The following is a 16,146-nucleotide window of genomic DNA, read 5'->3' on the forward strand; positions in this document are numbered from 1 at the left end:
CATGCCCATCACCCCGATTTGGCCGGCCGGGTCGGCCGTGAACGACAACGGTGAAATCACCTTCCACGGTCGCACCGCCGAAAGCCTGCTCGACGAATTCGGCTCGCCGCTCTACGTCATCGACACCGATGAAGTGCGTGCGCGCGCCTCGAAATTCGTAACATCCGCAGGCAATGCGTTCAACAACACCGTCACGCACGTAAGCTTCGCCGGCAAGGCATTGCTGTCCAAGGAGATCTGCCGCATCGTCACCGAAGCAGGCATGCTCATCGACACCTGCACCATGGGCGAGATGCGCATCGCGCTCGCCGCAGGCGTTCCGGGCCGTAGGCTCGTATTGCACGGCAACAACAAATCCGATGAGGAAATCGCGCTCGCCATCGAACAGGGATTCGCCAAAATCGTGGTGGACGAGCCGAACGAGCCCGCTCGCATCGCCGACATCGCCAAACGTCTTGGCAAGCGAGCACGGGTGATGCTGCGCGTCACCTCCGGCATCCATGCGGGCGGTCACGAATTCGTTTCGACCGCGCACGAGGATCAGAAATTCGGCGTGGCGTTGCTGCCGGTGGACGCCGACGCGAGCAAGCTGAGCGTGCTGGACGATCTGACCGACGTGACTCCGGCAGGAAGCAATGCAAGGCTGGGGGAGCAGTCGGGCGAGGCCGGTTCCGACCGTGCCCTGCGGTATGACATCAAGTACCCCTATGACATGAGCCACGAGAAGGTTTCGGAAGGCGATCGCAAACTTGCCGAAGCCATGACCATGGTGGCCGACGGACCGGCGCTCGCCGTGCTGAAGGATATCCAACGCCATCAGGACGTACTTGAACTGGTCGGCGTGCACTCGCATATCGGCTCCAACATCCATGATGCGGATGCCTTCATTCAGGCCGCGAAACGCATGATGCTCCTACGCAAGACCTTCTACGCCACCGATGCGTACACGTTGCCGGAGGTCGATCTGGGCGGCGGCTATTCCGTGGCCTACACCGATGGCGAGGATGCCATGGACATCGACGTGGAACTCGGCCGTCTCGCCGACGCGGTCACCACCGTGAACCGTGCGCTCGGCATGCCCGCCCCGGTCATCTCCTTCGAACCGGGTCGTTGGACGGTCGCGCCGACCGGCGTGACGCTCTACCGTGTAGGCACCGTCAAACCGGTGCGGCTGAATGGCGACGCCACCGACAAGGCCGGCAATCCGGTGCATGAACGTGTGTACGTATCCGTCGACGGCGGCATGAGCGACAACATCCGTCCCGCCCTGTACGGCTCCGACTACACCGCACGGCTTGCCAACCGTAAGGGTTCGGACGACACCAAACTGTGTCGTGTGGTGGGCATGCACTGCGAATCCGGCGACATCGTCGTGAACGAAGTGCGGCTGCCGGCCGACATCACGCGCGGCGACATTCTCGCGGTGCCGGTCACCGGCGCGTATGGGCGCACCATGGCCAGCAACTACAATCAGGCGTTGATTCCGGCGGTCGTCGGCATCGGCGAGACCGATGCGCATGTGATGATTCGCCGTCAGAGCATCGACGATCTCCTCAGCTGGGACGTCAGCCGGTAACGGCGCGTATCGACGGAACGTCAGCGCGCAATCAACGTGCCCACCGGACCGCCGGCAAGTACGGCACCGTGGGCGGTGATGTCGATTGCATCGATGTCGTCGGCGTTCGTGAACACCACGATCACGTCGGTGAGCTTTCCGGCCGCATGCACGGCCGCCAGATCGACTTCGTCGATCGGCTCACCGGCGTTGACCTTCTGCCCGGGCTGTACCAGCAAGGTGAACGGCCCGCCCTTGAGCTGCACCGTATCGATGCCGATGTGCACCAGCGCTTCAATGCCGTTCTCCATCGTGATGCCCACGGCATGCCTCGCATTGGCGATGGTCGAGATGGTGCCGCTGACCGGTGCCACGATCAGCCCATTGCTCGGCGTTACGGCGAAACCGTCGCCGAGCACCTTTGTGGAGAATACGTCGTCGGCCACTTCCTCCAACGATTTCGCGGCGCCGTCGGCAGGCGAGCAGAGTGCGATTCGCGTCGGCAGATGTTCCTCCTGCGACGATGCCGTGCGGGAATCGTCGGCGGGCGACTCGACAAAGGCCCCCTCATCGGGATTCGAGACGGAGGCGTCGGCCTTCTTGTGGAACAGAGAGGCGAAGAATCCTGCCATTGCATGTCCTTTCGTGGACTTTGTTCGGCGGGCGCTCAACGTTGAAGCCGGCACGAACGCGTTCGTGGTTACCTTCTACTGAACATGGTACGTCACGTATGGGGACGTTCACGGCAGAATTGTCGCAAATAGCGATTTCTTTCTTGGAATTTCGCCGCTGTTCGTCATATCGGCCCCGTACAATGAGCAACGTTATACCAATATTTCACATTCGAGGGAGGATGCCTTGGCACAGGAAGATGTTGCACCGATTCGCGTTGGATTGCTGGGTGCAGGTACCGTCGGCTCCCAGACCGCACGTCTGCTGGTGGAGCAGAAGGATGAACTCGCAGCGCGCATCGGCCGACCGATCGAACTGACCGGCGTCGCTTGCCTCGACCCCGCCGAAACCGACCCGTTCCCATGGATCGACAAGTCCGTGGTCACCACCGACACCATGAGCGTGGCCACCGGTTCGGACATCGTCATCGAGTTGATCGGTGGTACCGGCGTAGCCCGCAAGTTCGTGCTCGCCGCCATCGAATCCGGTGCTTCCGTGGTCACCGCCAACAAGGCTCTGCTCGCCAAGTACGGTCCGGAGATTTACGCGGCCGCCGAAGCCAAGGGCGTCGACATCTACTTCGAGGCCTCCGTAGGCGGTGCCATTCCGTTCCTCAAGCCGTTGCGCGAATCGCTGGTGGGCGACAAGGTGACGAGCATGCTCGGCATCGTCAACGGCACCACCAACTACATTCTCGACGAGATGACCACCAAGGGCCTCGACTTCGACGACGTGCTCAAGGACGCTCAGGCCAAGGGCTATGCCGAAGCCGACCCGACCGGCGACATCGAAGGCTATGACGCCGCCAACAAGGCCGCCATCATGGCCACCCTGGGCTTCCACACCAATGTGACCATCGACGACGTGTCCGTCGAAGGCATCACCAAGATCACCGCCGATGACATCGCCGCGGCCACCGCCGAAGACAAGGTCATCAAACTGCTGGCCGTCGTGGAGAATACCGAAGCCGGCGTTTCCGCGCGAGTGTATCCGGCGCTGATCTCCAACAACCATCCGCTGGCATCCGTTCACGGTTCCTTCAACGCCGTGTTCGTCAAGGCCGAGGCTGCCGACGACCTCATGTTCTACGGTCGTGGCGCGGGCGGCGCTCCGACCGCCTCTGCGGTGGTCGGCGACGTGGTCACCGAGGCGCGTCATATCGCGCAAGGCTGCACGGGCCCGGTCATTCCGCTGTATAACGACTTGAAGAAGGCGCCGATCGAAGCGTCCAAGGCCGAGTTCGCCGTACGTTTCGTGATTCACGACAATCCGGGCGTGCTCGCCGCCATCGCGGCCAAGTTCGCCGAGCATGGCGTGTCCATCAACGGTGTGAATCAGGATCTGAAGCCCACCCTCAAGGATCCGGGCTATGACGGCGAGCTGCAGCAGCTGCGTCTGGTCACGCATATGACCGACGAGCTCACCCTGCGCAAGACCGTCGAAGATGTGTGCGAGCTCGATTGCGTGGTCGGCGAGCCGTCGATTTTGCGCGTATTGAACTGATTGCGATGCGGGGCCCACGATTGCAGGCAAGGCAAACGTGGGCCCCGACTTCGATGATGATTGCGTGCCATGATTTGACCGTTGTACCGGTTCGGGTATACGGTGCATGATTTGTAATGAAGATGTGACGAAGGACGACGAGACATGACTCCAGTTACTCGCAAGGTGCGTGTAAGCGTTCCGGCCACCAGCGCCAACCTCGGCTCCGGCTTCGATACGGTCGGACTGGCCCTGGACTACCACGACGAACTTGAATTCACGTTGTGCACCGACCCGGTGAACACCGCGGCGCAGGTGATGATCGAAGGCGAGGGCGCCGACACCCTGCCGCGCGACGAAACCCACTTGGTGGTCTCCACCTTCCGCCGTGCATGCCAGACCTTCGGGCTGGGGCGCATGGGCTTCATCCTTCAGGCGAACAACCGCATTCCGCAGGCACGGGGCATGGGATCCTCTGCCGAAGCCATCGTGGCCGGCATCGCCGCAGCGGCCGCTTTCGCGCAGGATGACGAACTCAATCGTGACGCCGTGTTCGAGCTGGCCGCCGCCATCGAAGGCCATCCCGACAATGTGGCGCCGGCCGTGTACGGAGGCCTGACCATGTCGTGGGATATGGAGACCGCGGAAGGTGTCGGCTCCGTGCCGATTCCGGGCGGTGATCCGCTCCACAATGGCTTCCACACCATCAACTACCGTGTGGCCGATGACTTGACCGCCGCCGTGTTCGTTCCGGATTACGAGCTGTCCACCGAAAAGGCCCGTCAGGCCCTGCCGGGCAAGGTCTCCTTCAAGGATGCCGTGCACAATGTGTCCCGTGTGAGCCTGTTGCCGGCCGCCATGAATCCGGGCATGCTCGCCCTTGGCCAGAAGAAGAACGCCAATGCGTTGCTGTACGCCGCCACGCAGGATCGATTGCACCAACCGTATCGTGCATCGCTGATGGAACCGTCCTGGGCCCTGATCGAGAAGATGCGCTCCTACGGGTTCGCCTCCACCGTTTCCGGCGCCGGACCGTGCGTGTTGGTGCTGCATCATGGCGACGCCCGCGAGGAACTCGAACGGATTGCGGCGGAAGAGCTTTCCTCCGGCCATTGGCGCGTGCTGCATCTCGGCGTCGACACCAAGGGCGTGCAGGTGGAGCGCGCATGAGTACTTCCATTCCGCTGATTCTCGCCTCGAAATCCAAGCCACGTCGCGACGTGCTGTTCTCAGCCGGCATCTGCCCGACCATCCGCGTTTCGAACGTCGACGAGCCGGCTGCGCTGGAACGTGCCGCCGCCGAAGCCGGGGTTCGCGTCGCCGATCTGTCGGTCGAGCGGCGAGTGATGATTCTGGCTTCCGCCAAGGCCGAGGCCGTACATGAGGCGTACCGTAACGTCGCGGCGACCGCAGCCGCCGCTTCGGGCGAGAGGATCATCGGATATCCGCTGAAGTCCCGTGAGATTGCGGGAGATACGGCCGTCGCCGGTTTTGAGACCGGATCCGCGGCCGATGTCGTTACGTTGCGACCGGAAGTCGTGCAGGATTCCGACGATGTGCAGACCCGTGATTTTTCCGATGTCGCCATTCCGACCGTCACCGAGCCGATCACCGATGCGGTCGAAGGCCAGCCGGGACTTACCCGCGCCACCGTCGGCCCGCTGATTCTCGGCTGCGACTCCATGTTTCTGCTTGATGGCGAATGCTATGGCAAGCCGCACAGCGAAGCCGTCGCTCGTGAGCGGTTGCGCGCCATGCGAGGCGCCACCGGCGAACTGTGGACCGGCCACTGCCTGATTGATTTCGCCACTGGTCGCATGGTCCGTGGCGCGAGTAAGGCCACATTGCATTTCTGCGAATATTCCGACCTTGACATCGAGCGTTACATTGCCACCGGTGAGCCGCTGGAGGTTGCCGGATCCTTTACGCTGGAAGGTTTCGGTGGCGCGTTCATCGATTCCATCGAGGGCGATCCACACGGCATCATCGGATTGAGCCTGCCATTGGTGCGCCGACTGGCGGCCGAACTGGGTGTGGAATGGACCGATCTGTGGAATGTGACGCGTGAGGACCAATATCCGCGCGTGACTCATGATGCGAAAACGGGAGCGGCGAAACCGTTGCCGCCCAAAGAAAATGTGCATCAGCCAGGCGACGGCTGGGTGGACTGCGCCTGCGGACGTAAGCATTGGGGCATCAACGGCGCTTCCGGCGTGCTACTGGCCCGACGCGATGAAGAGACCGGCAAGGTGACACATATCGTCATGCAGCATCGTGCGGTCTGGAGCGCGGAAGGCGGCACGTGGGGCATTCCGGGAGGCGCCACCGCCGACGGCGAGAGCCCGATCGAAGGTGCGTTGCGGGAATCCTACGAGGAAGCCAACATCACTCCGGAAGACATTGAAGTGGTCGGCTCCTACCGTGAGGATCACGGACCGTGGGCATATACCACCGTCTTCGCCTTCGAGAAGCCCGGGCATCATGTGCATCCGGCCGCGAATGACGACGAAAGCATGGAAGTCGAATGGGTTCCGATCGACGAGGTCCCCAATCGCAGGCTCCTGACCGCCATGCGTACCGACTGGCCGAATTTTGCGGCTCGACTTGCCCGTCTGGCAGCTCGGTAAGTAAGTTCGCCGGTGGTTGCCGGCATGCACGAATGCTGCACTAAGTGAACGCGAGAGAACGCCTGTTAGCGCTAACTGAAGTTGCGTGTAGAATGGTCGAAGGCAACAATGGTCGCGTGTGGAGGGCAATGAGGCATGGCAGTCAGGCGTAAAACGGCGAACAAGCGTCCTTCCATGTTCGAGGTCGCCAAGCTTGCCGGAGTGAGTCATCAGACGGTGTCGCGCGTCATCAATCATTCGCCTGATGTGTCGGACGCCACGCGGGAGAGAGTGCAGAAGGCCATCGACGAACTTGGCTATCGACCGAGCAATTCCGCGCGCGCTCTGGCTTCGCGCCGCTCGCGCACCATCGGATTGATTGCCGGCGGCCAGCGTTTCTATGGCCCGATTTCCGCGATTTCCGCCATCGAGTCCATGGCTCGGTCGCATGGTTTGTTCATGTCGGTGAGCATGGTGCACGAGGCGTTGTGTACGCAAGGTGATTTTGACGATTTATGCCGCACCTTCGACGAACAGAACGTGGACGCGTTCATTTTCCTGACGCCGACCGATGTGATGTTCTCCGCCGCATGCCGTGCGCAGATTTCGCAGCCGCGTGTGATCGTCACTTCCACTCACGGAGGCGTAAGCGTGCAGGACGGTTTGCGGCTGATGACGTCCACCGACCGCCGTCATGTTTCCGTGGTGGGCGTGGATCAGTGGGGTGCCATGGCTGACGTGATGCGAATGGTCAGCGAATATGGCCACCGTTCGGTGTTGTATTTCGCCGGTCCGAAGGAATGGCGGGATGCGGCGACCCGTTTGCTCGCTTGGAACAAGCTATGCGGGGCGAACGCGATCAGTTCCGTGACCGTGCAATGTGAATCGTGGGATGCCACGGAAGCGTACGGCAAAATGAATCATGTGCTTGACAATATCGGACGCACCGGCGGTGAACTGCCGACCTGTGTGGTGTGCGCGAACGACAGCCAGTCCGTGGGCGTGGCTCGCGCGTTGCACGAGCACGGTGTGCGCATTCCGCAGGATGTCAGCGTCGTCGGTTTTGATGACATGCCGGCGATGGACAATATGTTCCCGCCCCTGACCACGATTCACCCGGACTTCGAACGACTTGGTACCGCAGCCATGCGTGAGGCGCTGTATCTGCTTGGGGAGGGCGACGAGAACTCGTTCTCCATCTCGCAGCATGGTGTGGGTCTTATCCCCGCCAAAGTCATGAATCGCAGTTCTTTGGGGCCTGTACGCCACCGCTGAGTTCCGTTGCCCGTGACTCTTTGGCCTGTGGGTGTCCGAATCTTCAAATTCGGACACCCACAAGCCGTTTGCCGTTCCCTGGTTGTCCGATTTTGGTGAATCGGACGGATGAGGTCTGCCGAGGATGGTTTGGATGTCCCCCGTTTCCTGGGATCAGGCGAATTGCATGGAGTGGCAGGACACGACGGACTTGTGTGGTCGATGCTTTCCGTTTAGAATAGTGAGCGTTAACAGTGAGCGCTAACATTCGGTTGACAGAGTGGTTACGAGGTGCTCGGACGCAAGGAGTTTGGAACTATGTCGCAAGAGCCGGTTGCGTTGACCGCCGAGAAAATCCGCGCAGGCAAGACGAGCTTGGGCATCGAATTCGGATCTACCCGAATCAAGGCGGTACTTATCGATGACGAATACCACACCATCGCCGCCGGCGATTACGGCTGGGCCAGCCATCTGGAAGACGGCCTGTGGAGCTACACCCAGGAGGAGATCTGGACGGGCCTGCAGACCGCATACGCCAAGATGGCCGGCGACGTGGAAACCGCTTACGGCGAGAAACTGACCCATGTGGGGCACATCGGCTTCTCCGCCATGATGCACGGCTACCTCGCCTTTGACGAGAACGGCGAGCTGCTTGTCCCATTCCGCACCTGGCAGAACACCAACACATCCGAAGCTCATGAGAAGCTCTCGGAACTCTTCCAATACAACATTCCGGAACGCTGGTCCATCGCCCACCTCTACCAGTCCGTGCTCAACAAGGAGGAGCACGTCGGCAAGGTGGCTTATTTCACCACGCTCGCTGGCTATGTGCACTGGAAGCTCACCGGCAGGAAGGTGCTCGGCGTGGGAGATGCCTCCGGCATGTTCCCCATCGACCCGACCACTCACACCTACGAAACCACGTTCATCGACAAGTTCGATGCGCTGCCGGAAGTCGCGGCCCAGCCATGGAAGCTTGAAGACCTACTTCCCGAACCGCTGGTGGCCGGTGCTCCGGCAGGCGAACTCACCGCCGAAGGCGCCAAGCTGCTCGACCCGACCGGCACCCTCCAGCCGGGCATCACCCTCGCCCCGCCTGAAGGTGACGCCGGCACCGGAATGGTGGCCACCAATTCCGTGCGCGTGCGCACCGGCAACGTTTCCGCCGGCACTTCGATCTTCGCCATGGTGGTGCTCGAACACAAGCTGGCACGACTGCATCCGGAAGTGGATCTCGTCACCACTCCGGCCGGTGATTTGGCCGGTATGAGCCACGCCAACAACTTCACCTCCGATCTCAATGCATGGGTCGGCCTGTTCGGCCAGTTCGCGGCTGCCATCGGACAGCCGCTCGACGCCGGCACGCTGTATGGCACGCTCTTCCGTTCCGCGATCGCGGATGACGTCGACTCCAATTGCGGAGGACTCATCAACTATCCGTTCCGCTCCGGCGAATTCCTGGCCGGCCTGTCGGAAGGCCGACCGCTGTTCGCCCGCGGTCCGGAAGCTCGGATGAGCCTTGGCAATTTCATGCGGGCCCAACTGTTCGGCGCATTCTCGCCGGTGAAGATCGGCATGGACGTCATGACCAAGGACGAAGGCGTCGCAGTCGATTCACTCGTCGGGCATGGTGGCATCTTCACCACGCCGAAGGTCGCGCAGAAAATCCTCGCGGCCGCGTTCGACACTCCGATCAAGGTCATGGCCACCGCCGCTGAAGGCGGAGCGTGGGGTATGGCCGTGCTCGCCGACTACCTATGGCATGCCGACCAGCCGCTTGACGAATACCTCGATTCGCGCGTCTTCTCGGACGCGGTCTCCACCACGGAAGAGCCAGACGCCGACGACGTGGCCGGTTTCGAGGAATTCTTCGACCGCTTCCGCAAGGGACTGCCGATGGAGCACGCCGCAATCGCAAGCATCCCTCTGGAAACCAAATAATCGTAAACCAAATCAAGACCTGACGAAAGGAAAACACATCATGGCAACTCTGGCTGATTACGGCCCCGAGGTCCGCGCCGAAGTCAAGCAGGTGCGCGAAGTCGTCGCAACCCTGCACGAGCAGTTGATCAAATGGAATCTGGTCGTATGGACGGCCGGCAACGTGTCCCAGCGTCTGCACACCGCCGACCTGATGGTCATCAAGCCGTCCGGCCTGCGCTACGAGTACCTGACTCCGTCGAGCATGGTCGTGTGCGACCTTGACGGCAACGTGGTCGACGGCTCCGAGTCGCCGAGCTCCGACACCGCTTCCCATGCCTACATCTACCGCCACATGCCCGACGTGTATGGTGTGGTGCACACCCACTCCACCTACGCGACCGCATGGGCGGCGACCGGCCAGAACATTCCGTGCGGCCTGACCATGATGGGTGACGAGTTCGGCGGGCCGGTACCGGTCGGACCGTTCCGACTGATCGGTTCCGAGGCCATTGGCGAGGGCGTGGTGGAGACTCTGAAGAAGTATCCGAAGTCTCCGGCCGTGCTCATGCAGAATCATGGCCCGTTCACCATCGGCAAGGATGCGGAAGGCGCCGTCAAGGCCGCCGCCATGACCGAGGAGGTGGCTCACACCATGTGGGCGGCCAAACAGCTGGGCGATATCATTCCGATTCCGCAGGAGGACATCGACAAGCTGAACGACCGCTACCAGAACGTTTACGGACAGCACTGACGACGCTCCTTCGCCAGAGATGGCAGCGCAACATAATCGACAAAGCACAATCAACGATCGCAACAACAACGAAGTAAAGGAAACAACATGACAATGGAAAACCCGTTCGAAGGCAAGGAAGTCTGGTTCGGCGTCGGCTCCCAGGATCTTTATGGCGAAGAAGCCCTGCGCCAGGTGGCCGAACAGTCCGGCGAAATCGTCGACGCGCTCAACGCCACCGGCAAGATTCCGGTCAAGATCGTGCTGAAGCCCACCCTGAAGTCCTCCGACGGCGTCAAAGCCTTCATGGTCGAAGCTTCCGCAAATCCGAACGTCATCGGCGTGATCACCTGGTGCCACACCTTCTCTCCGGCCAAGATGTGGATTCGCGGCCTCGAAGTGCTCACCAAGCCGCTGCTGCAGCTCAACACCCAGCATCACTTCGAGATTCCGTGGGAAACCATCGACATGGACTTCATGAACCTGAACCAGGCCGCCCACGGCGACCGCGAGTTCGGTTACATTCTGACCCGTCTGGGCATCAATCGTAAGATCGTCGTCGGCCACTACACCGATCCGGAAGTCGCCGAGCAGATCGCCACCTGGACCCGCGCCTGTGCCGGCTGGGATGCCTCCAACAACATGAAGGTCATGCGCTGGGGCGACAACATGCGTAACGTGGCTGTCACCGAAGGCGACAAGACCGAAGCCGAGCGCGTGTTCGGCGCCTCCATCAACACTTGGGCCGTCAACGAACTGTGCGCCGCCTACGACGCCGTCAAGGACGATCAGGTCAAGGAGATCATCGAAGACTACAAGGCCAAGTACGACGTCGATCCGGAACTGCTTGACGCCAAGTACGACTCCCTGTTCATCGCGGCCAAGGAAGAGGCCGCCATGGTCAACATGATGCGTGCCAACGGCTGCACCGCCGGCGTCGACAACTTCGAGGACCTCGGCTCCCTGCCGCAGCTGCCGGGCGTCGGCCCGCAGCGCTTCCCATCCGAGTACGGTTTCGGCTTCTCCGCCGAGGGCGATTGGAAGACCGCCGTGCTCGTGCGTATCGGCGCCGTGATGGGGCATGGCCTTGACGGTGGCGCGTCCCTCATGGAGGACTACTCCTACAACTTCGTGCCGGGCCGTGAGAAGATCATGGGCTCCCACATGCTTGAAACCTCTCCGTCCATTGGCACCATCGCCAAGCCGAAACTGGAGATTCATCCGCTCGGCATCGGCGGCAAGGCCGATCCGGTGCGTCTGGTCTTCACCGGCGCCCCGAAGAAGGATGCCGTGGTCGTGTCCATGTCTGATGTGCGCGAACGCTTCCGCCTGACCATGAACGTGGTCGATATCGTCGAGCCGGACGGTTCCCTCAAGGAGCTGCCGTGCGCCCGTGCCCTGTGGGTTCCGCGTCCGAACCTGAAGACCTCCGCCGAGTGCTGGCTGCGCTCCGGTGCTTCGCACCACACCTGCATGACCACTTCCGTCGGCCGTGAGGCTTGGGAGGACTTCGCCCGCATTGCCGGCGTCGAGCTCGCCACCATTGACGAGAACACCACCGCCCGCGAATTCGAGCGTGACCTCGAGATCAGTGAGATGTACCACCGTCTCAACAATCGTCACTGAGTCGATGTGCCGTAAGCGTCGGCAGTCCGGGGCCATGCCCAACCTGCCGACGCTTACGGCACTCTAGGCGTCGGCAGACTGGGAGGTGCCTCAATCTACCGACACTGAGAGGCGCTGAGCGTCGGCAGATTGGGCATGGCCCCGGACCGCCGACGCTCAGGTGATTATGGTCGACCGGTAGCATAGAACCCGGAATAATGTTCGGATTCCATTCCTGTGGTGGCTGATCGACCTCAGATACATGAGGAATCTTGGATTTCGTAATGTGATGAGGTTAGTCAATGGTGATTACGCGCCACTTATTTCCCCATCGTTGTAGCTTGGCGGTATAGCCAAGGCCGGTAATGTATGTGTGCCATGCAATGGCGATTACATAGGAATCGCAAATCCGTATGTTCGGAACGCTCATTACGACCACCCCCATACATCGTGATTGTTTTCAAGGGATTAGTCATACAGTGAGATGCAGTGCTCCACGAGATTCCAGAACTTTTCCACGTCGATGTCGATAGCGACGTTGGTATTCTTAGGCTTGTCGGTAAGTAGGAAGTAGTCGCAGTTGGTGCGGCCGTAGCTTTGCTCACTGCGGATTTCGATATCGGTATGCATGTTCTTGACGGTCACGATGGATGGGTCGATTAGATAAGCCACAGTGGTCGGATCATGTAGAGGGCCTCCCTCCCATCCGTAGGTACGCTTCTGGGCTTGACCGAAGAAGGTCATCAGATCGCAGAACAACCTGCCCGCATTGTTCGTGTGTACGCTCATTCGCTTAACGATTTCCGGGGTGCACAGCACTTTGCGGGTCACGTCAAGTCCCATCATGGTCACCTTCACCCCACTGGAGAACACTACGTGCGCCGCTTCCGCATCGGCCCAGATGTTGAATTCGGCGGATGGGGTGACATTGCCATGTTGATAACTGCCGCCCATGAGTACGATCTGTTGAATCTTCTCGCAGATGCGTGGCTCGATACGCATGGCCATGGCGATGTTGGTTAGCGGACCTGTAGGCACCAGTGTGATGTCGCCGTCGGAGGCCATCAGCGTCTCAATCAGATACTGTAATGCATGTTTCTTTTCGAGAGGCTTGGTTAGTTCATCAAACTGTGGGCCGTCAAGGCCAGACTTGCCATGCACGCGTTCTTCGCCCTGACGCGGCTCGATGACCATCGGACGGCTCATACCCTGATATACCGGCACATCAAGGTCGAGATACTGGCAGACGTTCAAAGCGTTGCGGGTGGTCTTCTCCAAGGTTTGGTTACCGCGAACAGTGGTGATACCAAGCAAATCAATGTTTGGGTGTTTGCCGGCCATCATGATGGCGACGGCATCATCATGCCCCGGATCACAATCGAGAATGATCTTCTGCTTTGCCATGATATAACTCCTTTGTTGATAAATCGATTTGGCAAATACATATTAAACATTTAGCAAAATTCATGTCAAACAACGACACGCCGGAACGGCACGTACAATATTGAGGGAGGTGCATGTGATGCGAGTGACCATGAAAGACATCGCCGAGGCGACGGGAACCTCGGTGCCTACGGTTTCGTTGATTCTGAATGGCAAACCGTTTAGAGTCTCGGAGGAAACGCGACAGAAGGTGCTTAGAGCTGCCGAGGACATGCATTACGTGCGTAATCAGGCTGCTAGCGACCTGCGTAAGGGCAGCAACAACACCATGGCGTTAATTGTTCCCGATATCAGTAACGATTTCTATGCGACGTTCGCCAAGGGGGTTGAGCGCGCCTGTCATGAAGCCGGTTGGAGTCTTATACTCAACGATTCCGACAATCAGCCTGATCGCGAAAGCGGGTACATTGAGCTGATGTACCAGAAGAACGTCGAAGGCGTGATTTTGGCTAGAACTACCAGCGATAAAAGCCGAGATGCGGTGTGTGTCGATATCCTGAAGGAACGAAGTATGCCTCATGTGTTGCTTGATTTCACGAGCGCCGACAGTGGTGACGTGGTTGCCGGCAATCATTTGTTCGGAGGTAAAACAGCTACGGAATACTTGATTCGTCTCGGACATAGACACATTGCATGCATCACTGGCCCGCTGTTTCTCGAAGGGGCGCGCAGTCGTTTCGAAGGATATCGTCAGGCGCTTGAAGAGGATGGTGCCAAGTACAATTCGAGTATTGTGCGCGAGGGCGACTACACCTATGAAACGGCGCTTAACCTCGCACGAATGATGAATTGGGGAGATTTTACTGCGGTGGTGGCTGCCAACGACCTTACGGCGCTCGCGGTGTGCAAAGTGGCGGCGGAAATGGGGTACAGGGTGCCTGACGATCGTTCCGTGATTGGTTATGACGACGTGTTGTTCGCGGGGTTGATGAATCCGGAGTTGACTACCATGGGTCAGCCGACGCGTCAAATGGGCGCCGATGCGGCCAAAATGTTGATGGATCGCATCGATCATCCAAATCGTAAGCGTGAGGTGAAGACCTATACTCCGCAGCTTATTGTCCGTTCCAGCACTGCTCCGTTGCGATAGGTTATTCGGATTTCACTGACTCTTTTCCGAGGATATGTGGGCAGGTATGTGTTCGGCGTGTCGTTTTTTGGTGATGTCAACAATGGGCAGTTTTCAAGGGAATCTCATAACAGAGCCGTCTCTGTAGGCTAGAGTCATCCTCTCGTCTTTGACATCTTTGCCAAATCGATTTATCTTTAAAGTATCGCGTTGACAAAGTCGTGGATTTGCCTGATCCAGCGATATTTTCTCGGGCAAAACAAAGGAGTTTCACGATGCCAAGCATCATCACAGGAAAGAAGTTTGAAAATGAGCAGGACAATGCAGCCTGAAGTTTCCATGCCGTTGCGGAAGGGCGGTACATCAATTGCGTTTCTGATGGTCGCATTTTTGACGGCCACGTTCGCTTTTCAGCTCAACGCCTCCATGTTATCTCCAGCTTTGGTGACTATGCAGAGCGAGCTGAACACGACGGCCACCCAAATCGGCTTGTCACAGACAGTTTTCTTTACCTCAGCGGCATTATTCTCACTGTTTCTGCCGCGCTTGGCCGACCTGATGGGGCGCAAAAAGGTGCTTATGGGTATGCTACTGTTCACCGTCGCCGGCTGCACGGTCTCCGCGCTTGCCCCGAACGTCACCGTACTGCTTGTCGGTCGTTTGCTACAAGGTGCTGCTGGACCGATTGTGACGCTATGCATCATCATGTTGCATGTCCGCGTGCCCGACGAAAAGCAATACACCAAGTTGATGGCCGTCATCACATCCGTGAATGGCGGTATCGCAGGCGTTGACGCTATTGCCGGTGGTTGGATTGCGGGAACGTGGGGCTACCGTCCGATTTTCTGGACCATGGCTGTGATTGGCATCGCCTCCACCATCCTGGTCGGCATTTTCGCAGACGAAAGTGTCGCGGAAGGATCTCAGAACGAGAGGATGGATTGGCTGGGTGTGATCTTCCTGGTTGTCGCTGTTGGAACGGCGCTGACTGCAGTCAATTCCATGCAACATATCGCGGAAGTCAATTGGATGTTCGTTGGTATTTTGCTAGCGATTGCCTTGGCTGCATTTGTGACATTCTGGGCCGTTGAAAGAAAGAGTAGCCATCCGCTATCTCCCGTGCACTATCTCAAGCAGCGCCGTACTTGGGGTCTGCTGCTTACCACCCTGCTGTCTTTAACCGGTGTGTTCGCCATTATGAATGGCGTGGTGCCGGCTATCGCCCAGGATAGTGAATGCGGTGCGGGTGTCTCCGCGAGCATCTCATCGTTCTTTACGCTAACGCCATACGCCATCATCGGTCTAATATTTGGTCCAATCGCCGGTATTCTGGCCACCAAGTTCGGTTATCTGAAAGTGTTGCGTTGCGGACTCGGCATCAGTGTAGCCGCCGCTGCAATTGGCACCTTCGTTGTGCACACACCGACCGTGGCTGGACTGCTTGGTCTCTCTCTGCTGCTTGGTATCAGCTACGCCGGTACCGTCAATATTATGCTAAATGGACTTGGGGTGGTGCTTTCGCCAAAGGACAACACTGGTTATTTGACCGGCTTCAATGCGGGCGCATTCAACCTTGGCGCAGGCATAAGCTACACAGTGCTGTATGGCGTCATGGACGCATTCTCCCAATCGAACGGTACTTCCGCCGGATATGTCGCCAGTATGATTGGAGGTGCGGTAGTGCTGCTGCTCGCCCTCGGATGCTCGTTCCTGATTCCCCGGCCGGAAACTTTGAACGACTGATGCAGCCGTCATCCTAGGTTGATGAAGGTTTGGGCCGATTGCGACTCGGTAGCTCAGAGGACGA

Annotated in this window: 11 protein-coding genes and 2 pseudogenes; 11 read left to right on the forward strand and 2 right to left on the reverse strand. The window is 59.2% G+C overall.

Annotated features, from left to right (window positions below; translation table 11 throughout):
- Nucleotide 1 precedes the first annotated feature (1 nt).
- Nucleotides 2–1,576 carry a diaminopimelate decarboxylase family protein gene (locus HMPREF1494_RS05865; protein WP_034520853.1) on the forward strand — a complete coding sequence of 525 codons (1,575 nt, stop codon included), beginning with the start codon at nt 2–4 and terminating at the stop codon, nt 1,574–1,576.
- 20 nt (nt 1,577–1,596) lie between these two features.
- On the opposite strand, the gene HMPREF1494_RS05870 is transcribed toward HMPREF1494_RS05865, so the two are convergent.
- The gene (locus HMPREF1494_RS05870) at nt 1,597–2,187 is read right to left on the reverse strand and encodes a PTS sugar transporter subunit IIA (protein ID WP_003840941.1); all 591 of its coding nucleotides are present in this window, start codon (nt 2,185–2,187) and stop codon (nt 1,597–1,599) included.
- Between the two features lie 226 nt (nt 2,188–2,413).
- On the opposite strand from HMPREF1494_RS05870, the gene HMPREF1494_RS05875 reads away from it, so the two are divergent.
- The 8 genes and pseudogenes from HMPREF1494_RS05875 to araA all read left to right on the forward strand — a co-directional run bounded on the left by HMPREF1494_RS05875 (nt 2,414) and on the right by araA (nt 11,848).
- Nucleotides 2,414–3,730 (forward strand): homoserine dehydrogenase, encoded by a 1,317-nt coding sequence (locus tag HMPREF1494_RS05875; RefSeq protein ID WP_034520855.1) that lies wholly within the window; start codon nt 2,414–2,416, stop codon nt 3,728–3,730.
- 144 nt (nt 3,731–3,874) lie between these two features.
- On the forward strand, nt 3,875–4,879 hold the full coding sequence (thrB, locus tag HMPREF1494_RS05880; RefSeq protein WP_034520858.1) for a homoserine kinase: 1,005 nt from the start codon (nt 3,875–3,877) through the stop codon (nt 4,877–4,879).
- Nucleotides 4,876–5,176, forward strand: a pseudogene (locus HMPREF1494_RS11975) (Maf family protein); the annotation flags it as partial. The gene thrB and the pseudogene HMPREF1494_RS11975, both read left to right, overlap by 4 nt.
- A gap of 92 nt (nt 5,177–5,268) precedes the next feature.
- Nucleotides 5,269–6,336: pseudogene (locus HMPREF1494_RS05885) on the forward strand (Maf family protein); the annotation flags it as partial.
- 135 nt (nt 6,337–6,471) lie between these two features.
- The gene (locus HMPREF1494_RS05890) at nt 6,472–7,590 is read left to right on the forward strand and encodes a LacI family DNA-binding transcriptional regulator (protein WP_003838761.1); all 1,119 of its coding nucleotides are present in this window, start codon (nt 6,472–6,474) and stop codon (nt 7,588–7,590) included.
- A 297-nt stretch (nt 7,591–7,887) separates the two neighbouring features.
- Nucleotides 7,888–9,510: a xylulokinase gene (locus HMPREF1494_RS05895; RefSeq protein ID WP_034520863.1), complete on the forward strand. Its 1,623-nt coding sequence runs from the start codon at nt 7,888–7,890 to the stop codon at nt 9,508–9,510.
- A gap of 40 nt (nt 9,511–9,550) precedes the next feature.
- Nucleotides 9,551–10,243: an L-ribulose-5-phosphate 4-epimerase gene (locus HMPREF1494_RS05900; protein ID WP_003838764.1), complete on the forward strand. Its 693-nt coding sequence runs from the start codon at nt 9,551–9,553 to the stop codon at nt 10,241–10,243.
- Between the two features lie 87 nt (nt 10,244–10,330).
- Nucleotides 10,331–11,848 carry an L-arabinose isomerase gene (gene araA, locus HMPREF1494_RS05905; RefSeq protein ID WP_034520865.1) on the forward strand — a complete coding sequence of 506 codons (1,518 nt, stop codon included), beginning with the start codon at nt 10,331–10,333 and terminating at the stop codon, nt 11,846–11,848.
- 447 nt (nt 11,849–12,295) lie between these two features.
- On the opposite strand, the gene HMPREF1494_RS05910 is transcribed toward araA, so the two are convergent.
- The gene (locus tag HMPREF1494_RS05910; protein ID WP_012902498.1) at nt 12,296–13,231 is read right to left on the reverse strand and encodes a nucleoside hydrolase; all 936 of its coding nucleotides are present in this window, start codon (nt 13,229–13,231) and stop codon (nt 12,296–12,298) included.
- Nucleotides 13,232–13,349: 118 nt separating this feature from the next.
- On the opposite strand from HMPREF1494_RS05910, the gene HMPREF1494_RS05915 reads away from it, so the two are divergent.
- Both HMPREF1494_RS05915 and uriT read left to right on the forward strand, forming a co-directional pair.
- Nucleotides 13,350–14,360, forward strand: coding sequence for a LacI family DNA-binding transcriptional regulator (locus HMPREF1494_RS05915; protein WP_034520869.1), 1,011 nt, complete (start codon nt 13,350–13,352; stop codon nt 14,358–14,360).
- Nucleotides 14,361–14,648: 288 nt separating this feature from the next.
- Entirely contained in the window at nt 14,649–16,082 is a 1,434-nt protein-coding gene (gene uriT, locus HMPREF1494_RS05920; protein WP_034520873.1) for a uridine transporter UriT, read from the forward strand.
- The last annotated feature ends 64 nt before the right edge of the window (nt 16,083–16,146 follow it).

This window comes from Bifidobacterium sp. MSTE12 (genome assembly GCF_000513015.1).
In the GTDB taxonomy this organism is placed as follows: Bacteria; Actinomycetota; Actinomycetes; order Actinomycetales; family Bifidobacteriaceae; genus Bifidobacterium; species Bifidobacterium dentium.

Bases quoted from the DNA above. Each gene is read 5' to 3' on its own strand.
- HMPREF1494_RS05890 (WP_003838761.1), top strand. From the start codon at position 6,472: ATGGCAGTCAGGCGTAAAACGGCGAACAAGCGTCCTTCCATGTTCGAG.
- HMPREF1494_RS05910 (WP_012902498.1), bottom strand. From the start codon at position 13,231: ATGGCAAAGCAGAAGATCATTCTCGATTGTGATCCGGGGCATGATGAT.
- HMPREF1494_RS05900 (WP_003838764.1), top strand. From the start codon at position 9,551: ATGGCAACTCTGGCTGATTACGGCCCCGAGGTCCGCGCCGAAGTCAAG.
- thrB (WP_034520858.1), top strand. From the start codon at position 3,875: ATGACTCCAGTTACTCGCAAGGTGCGTGTAAGCGTTCCGGCCACCAGC.
- uriT (WP_034520873.1), top strand. From the start codon at position 14,649: ATGAGCAGGACAATGCAGCCTGAAGTTTCCATGCCGTTGCGGAAGGGC.
- HMPREF1494_RS05865 (WP_034520853.1), top strand. From the start codon at position 2: ATGCCCATCACCCCGATTTGGCCGGCCGGGTCGGCCGTGAACGACAAC.
- HMPREF1494_RS05870 (WP_003840941.1), bottom strand. From the start codon at position 2,187: ATGGCAGGATTCTTCGCCTCTCTGTTCCACAAGAAGGCCGACGCCTCC.
- HMPREF1494_RS05915 (WP_034520869.1), top strand. From the start codon at position 13,350: ATGCGAGTGACCATGAAAGACATCGCCGAGGCGACGGGAACCTCGGTG.
- araA (WP_034520865.1), top strand. From the start codon at position 10,331: ATGACAATGGAAAACCCGTTCGAAGGCAAGGAAGTCTGGTTCGGCGTC.
- HMPREF1494_RS05895 (WP_034520863.1), top strand. From the start codon at position 7,888: ATGTCGCAAGAGCCGGTTGCGTTGACCGCCGAGAAAATCCGCGCAGGC.